The sequence below is a fragment of the Shewanella sp. Arc9-LZ genome, assembly GCF_010092445.1.
In the GTDB taxonomy this organism is placed as follows: Bacteria; Pseudomonadota; Gammaproteobacteria; order Enterobacterales; family Shewanellaceae; genus Shewanella.
Map to the genome: position 1 here is coordinate 581,971 of NZ_CP048031.1, position 15,733 is coordinate 597,703.

At 43.1% G+C, this 15,733-nt stretch carries 14 protein-coding genes; 5 read left to right on the forward strand and 9 right to left on the reverse strand.

Annotated features, from left to right (window positions below; genetic code table 11):
* Positions 1 to 81 precede the first annotated feature (81 nt).
* Entirely contained in the window at positions 82 to 1,131 is a 1,050-nt protein-coding gene (locus GUY17_RS02645; protein ID WP_101086247.1) for an MJ1255/VC2487 family glycosyltransferase, read from the forward strand.
* A gap of 72 nt (positions 1,132 to 1,203) precedes the next feature.
* On the opposite strand, the gene rsd is transcribed toward GUY17_RS02645, so the two are convergent.
* Positions 1,204 to 1,671 (reverse strand): sigma D regulator, encoded by a 468-nt coding sequence (gene rsd, locus GUY17_RS02650; RefSeq protein ID WP_162022219.1) that lies wholly within the window; start codon positions 1,669 to 1,671, stop codon positions 1,204 to 1,206.
* Between the two features lie 456 nt (positions 1,672 to 2,127).
* On the opposite strand from rsd, the gene hemE reads away from it, so the two are divergent.
* Positions 2,128 to 3,192 (forward strand): uroporphyrinogen decarboxylase, encoded by a 1,065-nt coding sequence (gene hemE / locus GUY17_RS02655; RefSeq protein WP_101086245.1) that lies wholly within the window; start codon positions 2,128 to 2,130, stop codon positions 3,190 to 3,192.
* 382 nt (positions 3,193 to 3,574) lie between these two features.
* On the opposite strand, the gene GUY17_RS02660 is transcribed toward hemE, so the two are convergent.
* On the reverse strand, positions 3,575 to 4,447 hold the full coding sequence (locus GUY17_RS02660) for a LysR family transcriptional regulator (protein ID WP_162022220.1): 873 nt from the start codon (positions 4,445 to 4,447) through the stop codon (positions 3,575 to 3,577).
* 99 nt (positions 4,448 to 4,546) lie between these two features.
* Between GUY17_RS02660 and GUY17_RS02665 the strand changes: the two genes are divergently transcribed.
* Positions 4,547 to 5,158 (forward strand): LysE family translocator, encoded by a 612-nt coding sequence (locus GUY17_RS02665; RefSeq protein ID WP_162022221.1) that lies wholly within the window; start codon positions 4,547 to 4,549, stop codon positions 5,156 to 5,158.
* 886 nt (positions 5,159 to 6,044) lie between these two features.
* Here GUY17_RS02665 and GUY17_RS02670 read toward each other — a convergent pair.
* The 4 genes from GUY17_RS02670 to GUY17_RS02685 all read right to left on the reverse strand — a co-directional run bounded on the left by GUY17_RS02670 (position 6,045) and on the right by GUY17_RS02685 (position 9,779).
* On the reverse strand, positions 6,045 to 7,502 hold the full coding sequence (locus GUY17_RS02670) for a HAMP domain-containing sensor histidine kinase (protein WP_162022222.1): 1,458 nt from the start codon (positions 7,500 to 7,502) through the stop codon (positions 6,045 to 6,047).
* Positions 7,502 to 8,236 carry a response regulator transcription factor gene (locus tag GUY17_RS02675; RefSeq protein ID WP_162022223.1) on the reverse strand — a complete coding sequence of 245 codons (735 nt, stop codon included), beginning with the start codon at positions 8,234 to 8,236 and terminating at the stop codon, positions 7,502 to 7,504. Before GUY17_RS02675 ends, GUY17_RS02670 begins: the two co-directional genes overlap by 1 nt.
* Positions 8,237 to 8,346: 110 nt before the next feature.
* Positions 8,347 to 9,066: a spondin domain-containing protein gene (locus GUY17_RS02680; RefSeq protein ID WP_162022224.1), complete on the reverse strand. Its 720-nt coding sequence runs from the start codon at positions 9,064 to 9,066 to the stop codon at positions 8,347 to 8,349.
* Positions 9,067 to 9,077: 11 nt separating this feature from the next.
* On the reverse strand, positions 9,078 to 9,779 hold the full coding sequence (locus GUY17_RS02685; RefSeq protein ID WP_162022225.1) for a spondin domain-containing protein: 702 nt from the start codon (positions 9,777 to 9,779) through the stop codon (positions 9,078 to 9,080).
* 182 nt (positions 9,780 to 9,961) lie between these two features.
* On the opposite strand from GUY17_RS02685, the gene GUY17_RS02690 reads away from it, so the two are divergent.
* Both GUY17_RS02690 and GUY17_RS02695 read left to right on the forward strand, forming a co-directional pair.
* Positions 9,962 to 10,513, forward strand: a complete 552-nt coding sequence (locus GUY17_RS02690) for a GNAT family N-acetyltransferase (protein WP_162022226.1) — start codon at positions 9,962 to 9,964, stop codon at positions 10,511 to 10,513.
* A gap of 39 nt (positions 10,514 to 10,552) precedes the next feature.
* A complete protein-coding gene (locus GUY17_RS02695) occupies positions 10,553 to 11,893 on the forward strand; it encodes an FAD-binding oxidoreductase (protein ID WP_162022227.1) in 1,341 nt (446 codons plus the stop codon).
* Positions 11,894 to 11,927: 34 nt separating this feature from the next.
* On the opposite strand, the gene nhaC is transcribed toward GUY17_RS02695, so the two are convergent.
* The 3 genes from nhaC to purD all read right to left on the reverse strand — a co-directional run bounded on the left by nhaC (position 11,928) and on the right by purD (position 15,563).
* Positions 11,928 to 13,427, reverse strand: coding sequence for a Na+/H+ antiporter NhaC (nhaC, locus tag GUY17_RS02700; protein WP_101086238.1), 1,500 nt, complete (start codon positions 13,425 to 13,427; stop codon positions 11,928 to 11,930).
* Positions 13,428 to 13,786: 359 nt separating this feature from the next.
* A complete protein-coding gene (locus tag GUY17_RS02705; protein ID WP_162022228.1) occupies positions 13,787 to 14,005 on the reverse strand; it encodes a hypothetical protein in 219 nt (72 codons plus the stop codon).
* A 256-nt stretch (positions 14,006 to 14,261) separates the two neighbouring features.
* A complete protein-coding gene (gene purD / locus GUY17_RS02710; protein ID WP_162022229.1) occupies positions 14,262 to 15,563 on the reverse strand; it encodes a phosphoribosylamine--glycine ligase in 1,302 nt (433 codons plus the stop codon).
* Positions 15,564 to 15,733 lie beyond the last annotated feature (170 nt).

A 15,733-nucleotide genomic window follows, 5' to 3' on the forward strand; every position in this document is an offset into this window, starting at 1 on the left:
GTTCATGTAGTAACTGTTCATGTAGAAAGAAGCACAGCGTTTTAATCTTGATCATTAAGCCGTTGAGGGATGTAAGGCAATATGAAAATCTTGTACGGAGTTCAAGGCACAGGGAATGGCCATATCAGCCGCGCACGCGTCATGTCTACTGCGCTTAAGCAACATAATATCGATGTCGATTTTCTTTTTTCAGGCCGAACACCACAGCACTACTTTGATATGCAATGCTTTGGCGATTATCAGACCCGTAATGGTATGACTTTCGTAACCGAAAATGGTCGTGTTAATTGTGTTAAAACCGCCAAATACAATTTAACCACTCCCATTTTATCTGAAATTAAGCAGCTCGATTTAACGGGTTATGATTTAGTTTTAAACGATTTTGAACCTGTGAGTGCTTGGGCGGCCAAACAACAAAATGTGCCGTCAATCGCCATTAGTCATCAAGCAGCATTACAGTATCCAGTCCCTAAACAAGGTAACAGCTGGTTTAATGAATTTCTGCTCAACCATTTTGCACCCGTTGACATCGCTTTAGGTTGTCATTGGCATCATTTTGGCTTTCCTATTTTACCTCCATTTGTGGAGGTGTGGCCCAATGGTGGTGATCATAGCCACCAAATTTTAGTCTATTTACCCTTTGAAGAGCCTGATCGTATAGCTGCCTTTTTAGCCCCATTTGATCAATATCACTTTTCTGTTTACCACAGCACTAAACCATTGAAACCATTAGCAGAGCATATTCATTGGCATGGTTTTAATCGTGAAGGCTTTAAACAACACATGGCTCAATGTGGTGGGGTGATTGGCAATGCTGGCTTTGAGTTGGCCAGTGAGGCGATGACGTTAGGTAAAAAGTTATTGGTGAAACCGTTACAGGGTCAGTTTGAGCAATCTGCTAACGTTGCGGCGTTAGAATTACTTGCCGCGGCAGAAAGTATGCAAACTTTAGATCCTGCTGTGCTTAAGCGTTGGTTAAAAAGCCCGTCACCTAAGCCTATTGCGTATCCACAGGTAGGCGATGCATTAGTGGAGTGGTTAAAAATGGGCGATTGGCATCAGCCGCAAGATTTATGTCAACATTTGTGGTCACAAGTTGAGTTGCCTGAAAACTGGCATAAACGGCAATAATGTTTGCTGCAATCAAGTTAACCGTATTAAAAAGTGCGTCAATTCATCGCACTTTTTAATGGGCTGGCTCAATTAAGGAAGGCGTTGATATAGCAATTCTAGCAGCTGATCTTCTAATTCGAAACGCGACTCCATCGCTTGTGCTAAATGTGATAAATCGTTGTCGAGTTGATACAGCACTTGTTCGTCAGATGCGTCGGTATATTTATCATTAAAATCCAATGCCGTGTCAGTACTTTCGCTAATCAGCGGTAATAAGGCGTTGGCTGTTTCGATACTCGTTTCACCAAACTTCTCACAAGCTTTAATAACGTTGTTGTAAACCTCAAAGTGACCTTCTGAGACATAATCAACTAATTGGGCACAAAATTGTTTCACTTGATCCATGCTCGGAAGTGATTTTTCGCTACGAGAATAGGGTGCTAATCCGGCAACGATAAAATATTGGATTAATAATTTGCGGCGATGATTAAGCCATTGATCGATTAAATTATGAGAACCGCCCCAGCGTTTTTCTGCTTTTTCTAGTTTTGTTAGCATGTCTTCTCTCTAATTGGCAGCCATTCTGTTACAACTAATGTATTGGACAAAGTGTATTGCGATCAACTGTTTTATTTTTATTTGCTTATCGACGAGCTTGCTTTGGGGATGAAAAGGACAGGGGTCTTGGAGTGGGATAATAAAAAACCCCGTGATGGCATGCCATCACGGGGTAACGAAGTTTTCAAAGGCTCGATTTGTCGGGCTTCTTGATTGTTCTTGCTAGCGCACACTTTTTATACCAAACCACTTAACGCGACGCAACTTTTAATCCAATAAATTGCGATTTACACATCAGTATTGTGTGTTTTGTGAGCATAGTGGCGGTTGTGTTAATAAAATCGACCATAGATTTAGGAATAGCTCACATAAATTCTGCATGAGTGGTTACATTAATCGCGTAAGTGCTAAACTAACGCCCAGCAAAAATCATAACAGTCTAGGAACAAAGTCCACATGGCAGAATTAAAGAATGATCGTTATTTACGTGCGTTGCTAAAGCAGCCTGTTGATGTCACTCCAGTATGGATGATGCGTCAAGCAGGACGTTATTTACCTGAGTATAAAGAAGTTCGTGCTCAAGCGGGTGACTTTATGTCTTTATGCCGTAATGCCGAATTGGCTTGCGAAGTCACTTTACAGCCGTTACGTCGTTATGACTTAGATGCTGCGATTTTATTCTCAGATATCCTGACCGTGCCAGACGCAATGGGCTTAGGTTTGTATTTTGAAGCAGGTGAAGGTCCGCGTTTTGAACGTCCAACGGATACTATCGATGCAATCAAAAAATTATGTATTCCAGATCCAGAAGATGAATTGGGTTATGTAATGCGTGCAGTGAGTACGATTCGTCGTGAATTGAATGGCTCTGTGCCGTTAATTGGTTTTTCGGGTTCTCCTTGGACTTTGGCCACTTACATGGTTGAAGGCGGCTCAAGCAAAACCTTCGAAAAAATCAAGCGTATGGCGTATGCAGAACCTGCTGCATTACACATGTTATTAGATAAGTTAGCAGACTCAGTAGTGTTATATCTTAACGCTCAGGTGGCTAACGGTGCACAATCGTTAATGATATTTGACTCGTGGGGCGGTGCGTTATCACACCACGCTTACCGTGAGTTTTCATTACGTTATATGCAAAAAATTGTTGATGGCTTAACTCGTTTTGCTGATGGCCGTAAAGTGCCAGTTACCTTGTTCACTAAGGGCGGCGGATTATGGTTAGAGTCTATGGCTGAAACAGGCTGTGATGCATTAGGTTTAGATTGGACTGTTGATATTGGTGATGCTCGTCGTCGCGTAGGTCATAAAGTGGCGTTACAAGGCAACATGGACCCATCAATGTTGTATGCTACGCCAGAGCGTATTCATCAAGAAGTTGATCAAATTCTAGCAAGTTATGGTGAAGGTACTGGCCATGTATTTAACTTAGGCCATGGTATTCACCAACATGTTGATCCTGAGCATGCTGGTGCATTTATCAATTCTGTGCATGAGTTGTCAGGTAAATACCACAAGTAATTCAGTGGTATTGGCTAAAAAAGCGAATCTTCGGATTCGCTTTTTTGTTGATCGTTTTTTGTTTTTTAGTTTTTGAATGCGAGCAGTTAGTTTTTCTATTTTACGTCTTTCCGGTAATGCTTGTGAGCCGGAATCCAGCTGTTTTTTATGATTTTGATTTAGGTTTTATGGCCTGCGGCCACTAAAGTCGTGGCGCTTCACCCACACCAGACCAAGAGGAAACCAACGGCTGCTTGTATTACGCCTCATTAAGAGGCAAAAAATTGTTGGACATTTCCGTGTTACTACGAGATGGAGAGCCTTCTCTTTCAGATAACGTTTTCTATTCCAAACCACGCGAGTCGCCTACAAATAGCAGATCAAATTCACTAACCCACTACAATTACAAACCTAGAGTTTCAGGCTGGCATAAGGACATTGTCTTTTCTAACCAGTTTAAGAACTCCAATTCATTGCTTCCCAGTCTTTCTGCGTGGCTGAGCAGTACATAACGATGACCAGATTGAGTAAATCCAAATGGAGCCACCAGTCTCACGTTTTTCAAGTCATCGACTATTAGAGGATATGACCCTATAGCAGCCCCTAAACCGTCAACTGCTGCCTGTAAGCAGAAATAGAAATGCTCAAAGGATTTGGACTTATTTATATTAAAGGCTTGTGTTGAGCGTAATGACCAATCTGACCATGCAGAAGGTCTCGTTTCACTATGAAGCAGAACAATATCATCCAAGTTGTGCTGAGCTTTGTTCCAATATTCAGGGGAAAAAACAGGGCCAACCCACTCATTGACTAAGTTTTGTGTCGTAAATTCTGGGCTAATATCGAAGTCATCACGCCGGATGGCTAAAGATAATCCTGTTTCATCTAAATCCACAGGCCCTCCTGCTGTTGATAGTCGAACATCAATACCCGTAAGCTGGAAAAAGCTGGCCAGCCTAGGCATCAGCCAGCGCATAGTTAATGTGGGCTCACAGGAAACTTCAAGATGTTTATTGCTTTCCCTAGTTAGCTTCTTAACTCCATTATCTAGAGCATTAAACGCAATATCAGTGTACAGCTTGAGTAACTCACCTTCTTGCGTGAGACACATTCCTCTACCTTGTTTGTAAAACAGTAACTGCGACAAATGGCTCTCTAGCAATTTAATTTGCTTACTCACTGCTCCGTGAGTGATATGAAGTTTTTCTGCTGCCTTACTGTAACTCGATGACTCTGCTGCAATATGAAATACATAGAATGCTTTTAAATGTCTCATCTGTGAATTTTTCTCACATTTAGGATGCCTTTTTTTCGATTATAACTTACAAATAAATCTATACAATTATTTTAAAATCATGAACAGTTAGGATAGAAAATGGAGTTATTAAGTTTTGCAGTATTTGGGCTTTTAATCGTAGTAAGCCCCGGTGCTGACTTTGTTTTAGTATTTAAAAACAGTGCAATATTTAGCAGAAAAGCGGGTATATTAACGGCTCTTGGGATAGGGATTGGTGTTTGTGTGCATATTACCTATTCTGTAATCGGGATCAGTCACTTAGTTTCTCAGAATGCGCTTTTATTTAGCATAGTGAAGTACATTGGTGCGGCGTATTTAATTTATCTCGGTGTGACAGGGTTAGTCAGTTCTCAGTTGAAATTAGACTATAAAAACTCAACAGATCAACCCATACATACTAGAAAATACATCTTTCAAGGTTTTTTGTGTAATGTATTGAACCCTAAAACAATGCTTTTCTTTCTAAGTATTTTTAGCCAACTTATTTCATCCAATAATGAAGGTATGCCTTTCGTCATTAGCTATGGCGTTTACATTGCACTTCTACATATGGCTTGGTTTTGTATAGTCGCTTACCTAGTCACATCTGTACACGCGAGTCACATACTTCAAAAGTTTGGTCATAGAATTAATCAGGCGTGTGGTTTGGGTCTAATTGCTTTTGGAGCGACATTATCAATAAAAGCCTAAATTCCACCTTTCACGTCATAAGGTAGTATGGTGCTAATCCAGTGGTACGAACTACCACTGGGAAATTACTCTAACTCACTTCGGTTGATTCACTTTGATAAAAGTCCACGTCTATCAGTCTTTAACTTACTGATAAGGTATTAAATAGTTTTGTAGTGGTCGCTGAATTTGGTCACTTAGATAGCGGTGTAATCTGACTTTACTTCCATATTTTGGAATTATTAAATGTAAATCAAATTATTCCTCGGTGCACTGAGTGATTAACCGATCGTAGCTCACAATGGGGCATAAACGTGTTGGTATATTGACGTTAAAAGGGACCAATTCAACTCTGAACTTAAGGCCGTTGAAGAAAATAGCGTGAAGCTCACATGGCCTTTCTCGCACATCCATGTGCTACAAGGCATTCAGGCATCCTGCCTATCAGATGTGAGCTTAGCTTTCGCGGTACAGGATGTACCATCGGAAGCGTTAGCATTTTCACTCTTTATTAATAAGATGGGCCGAGGCAAGATTCAAAAGAGGCCAAAAGCTGGATCTATTTCCGTCGCAATTTTTTCGCTGCTGTTGTTTGGTTAAATAGCGAAAATGTTGCCGGAACGGCAGGGGTGATCCAAGAGGGGATTGCTGTTGATCCCCTTTTGGCGCGTGCAGGGTGGAACCTTGCGATGTTAATCTGGTGTGGGCGACGCGCCACGACGTTAGTGGCCGCAGGCCATGTTTTTAACTCACAGTAGCTCTAATTTTTGTTAGGACTTAGTTCTAATTCTTCTGTTTAGATATAATTGATTTTGTTTACTTTGAAGCTTAATGATAAACAAACCTGAGTCAGTACCAATTGAAGATACGATGAAATCGCTGATTATTTGCGATTCAAAAAATGAGATTAACTCTGCGTTACAAGCTCTATCTTAAATTCGCTGCCTACGCCTGGTTGGCTGTCTATTTCAATTCTGCATTTCAATAAGCCTAATAATTGCCTGACAATGGCGAGTCCGACGCCGAGTTGTGGCAGACTTTGATTCGCTTCAAACGACAATGTCGTCATCGACAATTGTTTAAGGGCATCAACTTCATGCTTGTGCATGCCTGCACCTGTGTCACGCACGGTTAACCATTGTTGGCCATTGTGTTGTGCGTTGATGATTTGAATCTTGCCACCGGCGGGGGTGTAGCGCAGGGCGTTATCGACCAAGTTGTTGAGTATGCGGCGCATTAGTGCGGGGTCGGTATAGATTTGGCTGGCATGATTGATGTCGAAATCTAATTGAACCCCGAGCTTTTTTGCTCGAGGAGTAAAGGTTTGTTCAATATCGCTAAGCAGTTCGCTTAGGTTGACTTGTTGCAGTTGTGCATCGATTTGACCATTTTCTAGGGCGGCCAATTCTAATAACTGTGCCAGTAGCTGTTGTAAGGTTTGGCCTGAGTTTGCAGCATATTGGATTAGCGCTTCGTCCCGTTCGTGCTCGGGTAATATTAACCAAGTATCGATATAACCTAACAATGCAGTAAGCGGGGTTTTTAAGTCATGAGACAAATGCAGTAAAAAGTCATGCTTAGCTTGTTGTTGGCGTTTAACTTGTTGTTGCTGCAATTGGATTTCTTGCAATAAATGATTGATATGATGACTCAGTTGGCTTATTTCTAAGCTGCCACGATAACGCTGGGGTAACATCAGTTTGTCTGACATCGGGATGTTTTTAAGTTCGGTTAAGTCTTGTGCGAGCTTTTGGATTGGACGGGTAAAATAGCGCAGTAAAATCACGAATAGCACTAAAGCAAAAATAATCCAAAAACCGATTGTAGCGCCCCAGATTTTAGGTTGGTTTTCGGCGTTAATCAGTGCTTGCCAGCTGTCGTAATCTTCACCGCCAATGATCACATACAAATAACCACTGTGCAGTCCATCTTCGGTGATGAGTTTACTAGCGGAAAAAATCTTGTGGGTATCTTCGCTGCGCGGATCTGTGCCAAGCACTGGGAGGTTGTCGCCATTTAGAAACTGCTGAATGATTGTGGTATCGACTCGATGAGTTTTAATTTTTTCTTCTTTGGCGTCATAAGCAATCACTTTGCCATCTGGATCTAAGGTGTAAATTTCAAAGCTTGGCCCTAACAGCATAAAGTCGTGAAAGGCTTCTTTAAGCGCGGCGTCTGACGTGATCCCTTGCGATAACAAAGGGTTGATATGTGCCATGTGTTCAGCAAGTTGTAGGTGCAGTGATTGCTGAATTTGATTACGGCTGAATTCATGGTTAAGTTGCAACCATTGCCATAACGCCACAAACAGTAATAACACGATGATTGTGGATGCTAAAAACAACCGATTAAATAAGCGATTCATTAGTTGGTTTGCACCTCTGGTGGTGAAAATTTGTAGCCTACGCCCCACACTGTTTTGACAAGATCATGTTCAGGTGAGCACAAAGAAAGCTTGTTACGTAAACGGTTGATGTGACTGTTTACTGTGTGCTCATAGCCGTCGTAGTTATAGCCCCATACTGCTTCTAACAGTTGCATGCGGCTAAAGACTTGTTGCGGGTGTTTGGCTAAAAATAGCAGTAAATCAAATTCACGGGCGGTGAGGGTTAACGCTTTATTAAACGCGGTAACTTCACGCGTACTGGAGTTAATGGTTACGCTGTTAAATTCAATTTGTTGGGTTTGTTCATGTTGGGCTTTGCCGCGTCTTAATAGTGCTTTTACTCGTGCGCGCAGCTCTAATACGCTAAAGGGTTTGACGAGGTAATCATCTGCCCCTGCTTCAAGGCCTAGTACCACATCTGCTTCTGAATCTTTGGCGGTTAATAGCATCAACGGGACTTCCTTACCGTCTTGGCGTAGTTGCTCACACAACATAATGCCATCACCATCGGGGAGCATGCGGTCCATTAATATGAGGTCGAGCTTTTTATGCTCGATTATGTGCATGGCTTGCTTCAAGGTGGTGGCGTGGTCGACGCTGTAGTTGAGTGCTTTGAGGTTAAGTATGATTAACTTAGCCAAGTCTTGTTCGTCTTCTACTAACAAAATATGTTGCGGACAAACATGGCCATTATGTTTCGCGTTTCCATTCATGGTGACTTCCTCAAAGCAAATCCAGTAATTGCATTAATACTTAGACCCGCTTTGAGGAGAATAAATTTCAATCGGGTTGAAATTCATTCAGTCGACACGACCGATTAAGATTATTCAGTACGCATAATAGTGACAGCTAACACCGGGTTATCAAAACGGTGCGACGCACCCAATACTGAATCGGCTAAGCCGTCGTACATTGAAATAACACCAGGATGAATATGCACAAAGTCGACATCATCACGGCTAGCGTTAAAACCTTCGCCGCCATCAGCAGGTCCTGGCATAGTACCTTTGGCTTCGCTGTTGGCTTCAGTGCCAGCATCATAAGCCATAAACTTCATCGCGGTTGTTGCATCCACTTCCATGCCGGCAATGGTGTAACTGTTAATACCAGTAAAGGCATCGTTAGTGTTAACCAACATGGTGGCCAAACTAATGCTAGCTACGTCGGCTTCATCTAAGGTCAAGGTCAATGTTTCTGACATACCAGGCATTAATAAGCCTGTGCCGTTAACGCTGCTATTGATCACGCTTAGTGCTGCTATGTCGGCAGTATCACCACCTTCAGCCATTTTCTCGAGTGCTTCGCTGGCCATTTCACCGGCGTTCCATAACATGGCATCACTAGCATGAGAGGCTAAGATAACGGGCGACATTGGTTGGTTAGCCGTCAAGTTAGTCACGGTTACCGTGAAGGTTTGCATCACTGGAGCTGGTGGGGTAACAACAACGGTATCGTCATCGTCATCACCACAGGCAGTAAGCAGTGTTGCAGCAGCCAGCATGGCGATTAAGCTGGGCTTAAGTGTAAAGTCAGTGCGTTTCATGGGCTACCTCCTTATTTTACTGTCACCACAACTTTGGCTACAGGGTTCAACCAGCGATGTACGCGACTGTCTAAGTCACTCATACCACCAGCAGGGTCCATGTCACCTAAAACACCAGGGTGAGTATGTACATTACTGTTGTCAGAATTGTCCATCACGCCTGTGCCATTGGCTCCACCGTCACCACCAGGGGCTGCAGGAATACCCGGTACGCCAGACATGCCGCCGCCATTAATGATTTCATCATTGGCTTCTGTGCCTGCATCATATGCATTGACGTACATAGTATACGTGCCTGCTTCGGTAGGGATTTCCCAAGCGTCTAAGCCCATAAAGGCATCATTAGTGGGTAACACCATCGCTACGATAGATAAATGGGTGTTGTCGCCAGTATCAAGCATTACTCCACTTACATTGGCACCCGCAGCAAGCAAACCCATTGCCGGATTTGCTGATGTTACGCCTGCATTACCGGTTACAGCTGTATCTAAGTCGGCAATGTCACCGCCTTCAGCCATTTTTTGTAACGCTGCAGAAGCTTCGGTACCGACTTGAAACAGGTGGCTGTCAGCGTCGTGGGCTGCGATCAAAATAGGGGTGAAGTGATTTCCGTGAGTTAAGTTTGTCACGCTAACTTCAATATCAGCAGCGAAAGTTGGAAGGCTGAATAATCCAGCAGCCATAAGACTTGCAGTCACTAGTGTACGTTTCATAACCGAGCTCCTTTGTTTAATTGCAACCAGTATGAACAATGGATCTCACCTACTTATCGCCAAATTATCACAAAAGATTAACATCGTTAACTTACCGATAATGACGTGTGATATGGTGTGCTAAAACCAACAATAAGAGCTCACCTCAAGTTGAATTAAGGTGTGAAGAAAATAGGTTAATAATGATTAGACAACTGACTCCCGCTGACTTTGATGCAGTGATAACCCTAGGTGAAATAGTCCACGGCAGTGGTTATATGGACATTGAAGAACTCACAGCGATTTATCACAAAGGCATTAAAAATGGCATTAATGCCAATTTTGTCGCGCTTGAAAATGAACAACTTATTGGCTTTCGGTTAACGTATGCCGCGGGGCAATGGCCGCAAGATCAATGGTGCACGGTTAATCAGTGGGGCGTTGATTTTAACGATGTGTGTTATTTCAAATCAAACACTATTGCTGAATCTGGCCGAGGACAAGGGCTTGGTGGCAAGCTATTAGCGGCCTCCAAGGCTGCAGTAATGGCACAAGGGGCTAAGGCGGGGGTAAGTCATTTATGGCAGCAAAGCCCTAATAATGCTGCAGTGCGTTATTTTACTAAGGCAGGTGGTAAGTTAATTAAACAGCATCCGCAGCGCTGGCATCAACGTTATATGGGTGATGATTATATCTGTGTATTATGCGGTGAAGATTGTCATTGCGTAGCCTGTGAAATGCTACTGCTATTTTAATGTCTACTGTCTAAATCAATAATAAAAAAGAAGACTAATATGTACGATCCGCTGATTAACTCGCACCCTAATAATCAAACGTTTGCTCCTAGCTATTGGGCAAGCACTCAAGTCTTACCCGCACCAACCGCAGCATTGTCTGGCTGCCAACAAACCGATGTGGCTATTGTGGGGGGGGGCTACACAGGCTTATTAACAGCGTATTATTTGGCAACCGAATTCAATATTGAGTGCCATGTGCTTGAGGCCAACCAAGTCGGTTTTGGTGCCAGTGCCCGTAATGCCGGTTTTGTATTAAAAGGCTCGGGTCGATTAGGTTATGCCGCCATGACCAAGCGTTGGGACTTAGCAACGACCAAGGGCATATACGATGAATTCACCCAAGCGGTGGCTAGAGTCGATGGGTTAATCAAACAACATAATATCGCCTGTGAACCGCAAGAAGCGGGCTACTTAAAGGTGGCCCATAATCCCAAAGCATTGGTCTCGCTGCAAAATGCCGCTAATTATATTCAACAACATTTAGCCGACAGCCAAGACTCAGGTGCCGAGTTTATTTCAAGCCAAGATTTTAGATCCCAGTATTTAGATCATCATCAAGCTTTTGGCGCGCTGCGTTTAAAAGACGGTTTTGGTCTTAATCCGCTTAAATTGTTATTAGGTTATAAGTCGATGGTACAAAACCAAGGCGTGACTATTTCTGAGCAATCTTGCGTATTAGAGTGGATTGAAGAGGGCGGTAAACATCGTTTAATTACCGATAAAGGTGAGCTGATTGCCAATAAAGTCATTATGGCGGGCAATGCTTATACGCCTAAACGGTTTAACCCGCGCATAGACGATAAGTTTTTGCCGATATTAAGCAATGTGATTGTCACCGAGCCGCTTACCGCTCAAGAGCTTGCACAGGCAGGTTTGCATACTCATCAAGTGACCATGGACACCCGTATTTTAAAATACTATTACCGTTTATTACCCGACAACCGTTTATTGTTTGGTGGCCGCGGCGCGGTGTGGGGCAAAGATGCTGCAAACCCTGTTTACGGTGAGCGTTTAAAAATGGCGCTCAATAAGTGCTTTCCAAGCTTAACCAATAAAGCCGTGGCCTATAATTGGACCGGGTGGATTGCTGCTGCCATGGATGACATGCCCCATGTGTACAGTAAAGGTGGCGTGGGTTACAGCTTAGGATATTGCGGTGCTGGAGTGTCTTTTAGTAGCCAAGCTGCGTATCGCTTAGCACAAAGTATTGCCGGTGAAACCTTACCCAATTTGCCTTTGTATCAGCAACCCTTGCCTAAATTCCCCTTCACCCAAGCAAGACGGCTTGGGCAATGGGGTTATTATCATTATGGTTGGTTAAAAGACCGTTTTGGTTAATCGCCCATTTCTAGGTTAATAGACGACTTTTTAGTTAACCAACGACTTCGCCAGTGCTGATCCTAGTTTCGTCTAATGGCTCAATTTTGAAATTGAAATAAGCATAAGATGCACTAATAAACGGACAGACTAAGTTAAAGAAGGCGTAGGGCAAGTAAGCGATAGTGGCTACGCCAAGTGTACTTGCCATAAAGGCACCACAGGTATTCCAGGGTACTAACGGACTGGTTACGGTTGCTGAGTCTTCTAGCGCGCGGCTTAAATTAACAGCTGCTAATTTACGGCGGGTGTATTCCACCTTTAACATTCTGCCTGGCAGTACTATGGCAATGTATTGATCGGCAGTAATAATGTTCGCGCCAATACACACGCCCAGGGTGGTAATAATCAAGCTGGCCGTGCCGGTGACGACGGTAAGAATACTTTCTAAAATACGGTTTAATAATCCGGTGACTTCCATCACGCCGCCAAATGCCATCGCACAAAGAATAAGCCAAACGGTTGTTACCATGCTGCTCATGCCACCACGGCTTAATAAATTATCTAATACTTCATCGCCTGTGTTGGCGACATAGCCGTCAAACATGGCTATCCATAAACCTTTCACTAGCGCGACCATTGGCAATAATGTGTCGTCGTGTACAAAGGCAATCACGTTATCAAACTGAAATAATGCTGCGCACACCGCGCCAGCTAACGTACCTAATATGACCGTTGGAAACGCTGGCATTTTGCGGTTAGCTAAATACAACACCACTAATAACGGGATTAATAAATGTATTCCTGGGCTGTAGGTCTTATCCAATAAAGCCAAAGTATCTACGAGTTGATTTTCAATCGGCACCGCATCTGCTGTAAGGCCTAAAAAAGTAAAACCAATCAGGGCGATGATAATGCTGGGTACAGTGGTCCATGTCATGTGGCGGATATGGCTGAAAATATCAGTACCCGCAACCGCAGGGGCAAGGTTTGTTGTATCAGACATTGGTGACATTTTGTCGCCAAAATACGCGCCACTAATAATAGCGCCGGCAGTAATGTTAACGTCTAGCCCCATTGCTGACGAAATACCCACTAAGGCAATACCTAAGGTGCCTGCAACGGTCCACGAGCTACCAATACTCAGTGCAACCACCGCACACAACAAACAGCAGGCAGTATAAAAGTAGTCTGGGTTAAGGATTTGCATACCATAATAAATCATCGTCGGCACTGTACCGGCTAAAATCCACGTACCAATCAGTGAACCCACACTAAATAAAATTAATAATGCGCCCGTCGCAACCCCAATACTTTTGACGATACCGCGTTCCATTTGATTCCAGCTATAGCCATTTTTATAACCGATAATCATTGCAATACATGCCGCTAACACTAATGCGATTTGATTGGCGCCTGATGAGCTATCCGATGAAAACAGATAAACCGCTGCCGCGAGCATAAGAATAAGGGCAAAAACGGGGATTAGTGCATCAAGTAAGCTGGGTTGCTTGTGCTCCGATGAAGACGGTTTGAACGACGCCGATTGAGACATACTACTTCCTTTGTTGTTATTATTTTTGACCAATATCTCATTCGTGTGAGTTGGCTAAGTGTTATTATAATAAGTTAGTAACTTATTTGTAACAGAAGCACATCCTGACATAAAAATGCCTGTTAAGTCGAACATTGTTAGGCTTGAGTAATAATTTATAGATGGGCAGATTGCTGCAGCTTTTGAGTAGTATGCTTGGTTAATTACTTTGCGTGGTTATATATGTCAAATAGGTCGGTTAATGTGAATAAATAGCCGCTGAGGATATCTGGTGGGACCAGAAGTATCCTCATGAAAACGTGCAGATTTGATAGATTTAGATACGCAGTTTATGGCTATTAATGGCAATATTAAGCAAGTTATTTATTTAAATGTTTTAAGATGGCATTTTCGGCATCAGTTTTAGTGGCTTCACCTTCAGCAATATCAATTTTTTCTAGGGCTTTATGGCCTGTCATATCTTCTGCAATATGTAACCAATCTGGATGCCAATAGAAAGAGTTGCCCGAGAAGGTATTCCAATTATGCACGCCTGATTTTTCACCTTGATAAATTAGGTCGCTGGTATTAACTCTCATTTAATCCTCCAATAATCATTACGAGTACGTTAGCTAAAGTGCAGGAGTTTGAATAACAGCAAAGGTAATCACACTCCCTTTCAGTTACTAGCTTGCGCCTTGAACAGAGTCGTTTTTGTGATCTAAATCATAAAAATTGCGGGTTATGGATAATGTAAACAGTAATTAATCTTCAGCATTACAAGCGGATATAAAAAACCCCTGTGATGTTGTTGCCATCACAGGGATTTTTCAACGAACTAAACCCAATGTACTATTAGCTTTTAGCTTGTTCACGAGCAATAGCGCGATAAGCAATATCAGTACGGAAATAAACGTCATCCCAATGAATGGCATCTACTAATGCATAAGCTGATTGTTGTGCTTCAGTCACTGTGTTGCCTAATGCGGTGGCGCACAATACGCGGCCGCCGTTAGTGACAACATGGCCGTCTTTCATGCTAGTACCCGCATGGAACACTTTACCGTTAGTGTCGCCAAGGGTTAAGCCGTCAATAACGTCGCCTTTGTTGTACGCGTCAGGATAACCGCCAGCTGCCATGACGACTCCGACAGCTGCACGAGGATCAAATTCTGCAGTGACTTTATCTAACTCACCACGAGTCGCAGCTAAGCAAAGCTCAACAATATCTGACTGCAAGCGCATCATAATCGGTTGGGTTTCAGGATCACCAAAACGGCAGTTGTATTCAAGCACTTTGGCGCTACCGTCTGGTGAAATCATCAGGCCTGCGTATAAAAATCCAGTATAAACATTACCTTCAGCTGCCATACCATCAACCGTTGGGCGAATAACATTGGCGATAGTCCAGTCGTGTACTGCTTGTGTTACCACAGGAGCTGGTGAGTATGCACCCATTCCGCCGGTGTTAGGACCTTGGTCAGCATTGTCACGAGCTTTATGGTCTTGGCTGGTGGCCATAGCAAGAATGTTTTTGCCGTCTACCATCACGATAAAGCTGGCTTCTTCGCCTTTTAAAAACTCTTCAATCACTACGCGTGAACCGGCATCACCAAACTTATTGCCCGCTAGCATGTCATCAATGGCTGCATCGGCTTCTGCCTGGTCTGCTGCGATGATTACACCTTTACCCGCTGCTAAGCCATCGGCTTTAATCACGACAGGGAAACCCGTTTTAGCGGTTAATATTGCCGCATAAGCTTTAGCCGGTGCAATCTCAGTGAAGTTTGAGTAGTCAGCAGTAGGAATGTTGTGGCGCGCTAAAAAGTCTTTAGTAAAAGCTTTTGAAGATTCAAGCTGTGCCGCGCCTTTGGTTGGGCCAAAAATGGCTAAACCAGCTGCATTAAAGGCATCAACTACGCCTAGCGATAATGGCACTTCTGGGCCGACGATGGTTATCGCTATGGCGTTATCTTTGGCAAAGGCGACAAGTGCGTCAATTTGTTCGACATCAATAGCAACGTTTTCTAACTTAGGTTCTAAAGACGTACCAGCATTACCGGGTGCAACAAACACTTTTGTTACTTGAGCAGACTGAGCCGCTTTCCAAGCTAGAGCATGTTCACGACCGCCACCACCAATTATAAGTACCTGCATCTTTAATCCTTTTGTAGCTGCGCTATGTTCTCTATTTCTGCTTCAAGCATGCTCACTTATACTTATAAGCTGCGCGTGCTTTCATTGAACTAGAAAAAATAGCTATGCTCTAATTCTTTTAAACAAAATTTAAAAAGTATCGCTTGTTATCTATTTTTGCAAAAGCATTT

What these genes read in the sequence shown, in the direction of transcription:
- GUY17_RS02645 (WP_101086247.1), top strand. Translation starts at nt 82, where the DNA reads ATGAAAATCTTGTACGGAGTTCAAGGCACAGGGAATGGCCATATCAGC.
- rsd (WP_162022219.1), bottom strand. Translation starts at nt 1,671, where the DNA reads ATGCTAACAAAACTAGAAAAAGCAGAAAAACGCTGGGGCGGTTCTCAT.
- hemE (WP_101086245.1), top strand. Translation starts at nt 2,128, where the DNA reads ATGGCAGAATTAAAGAATGATCGTTATTTACGTGCGTTGCTAAAGCAG.
- GUY17_RS02660 (WP_162022220.1), bottom strand. Translation starts at nt 4,447, where the DNA reads ATGAGACATTTAAAAGCATTCTATGTATTTCATATTGCAGCAGAGTCA.
- GUY17_RS02665 (WP_162022221.1), top strand. Translation starts at nt 4,547, where the DNA reads ATGGAGTTATTAAGTTTTGCAGTATTTGGGCTTTTAATCGTAGTAAGC.
- GUY17_RS02670 (WP_162022222.1), bottom strand. Translation starts at nt 7,502, where the DNA reads ATGAATCGCTTATTTAATCGGTTGTTTTTAGCATCCACAATCATCGTG.
- GUY17_RS02675 (WP_162022223.1), bottom strand. Translation starts at nt 8,236, where the DNA reads ATGAATGGAAACGCGAAACATAATGGCCATGTTTGTCCGCAACATATT.
- GUY17_RS02680 (WP_162022224.1), bottom strand. Translation starts at nt 9,066, where the DNA reads ATGAAACGCACTGACTTTACACTTAAGCCCAGCTTAATCGCCATGCTG.
- GUY17_RS02685 (WP_162022225.1), bottom strand. Translation starts at nt 9,779, where the DNA reads ATGAAACGTACACTAGTGACTGCAAGTCTTATGGCTGCTGGATTATTC.
- GUY17_RS02690 (WP_162022226.1), top strand. Translation starts at nt 9,962, where the DNA reads ATGATTAGACAACTGACTCCCGCTGACTTTGATGCAGTGATAACCCTA.
- GUY17_RS02695 (WP_162022227.1), top strand. Translation starts at nt 10,553, where the DNA reads ATGTACGATCCGCTGATTAACTCGCACCCTAATAATCAAACGTTTGCT.
- nhaC (WP_101086238.1), bottom strand. Translation starts at nt 13,427, where the DNA reads ATGTCTCAATCGGCGTCGTTCAAACCGTCTTCATCGGAGCACAAGCAA.
- GUY17_RS02705 (WP_162022228.1), bottom strand. Translation starts at nt 14,005, where the DNA reads ATGAGAGTTAATACCAGCGACCTAATTTATCAAGGTGAAAAATCAGGC.
- purD (WP_162022229.1), bottom strand. Translation starts at nt 15,563, where the DNA reads ATGCAGGTACTTATAATTGGTGGTGGCGGTCGTGAACATGCTCTAGCT.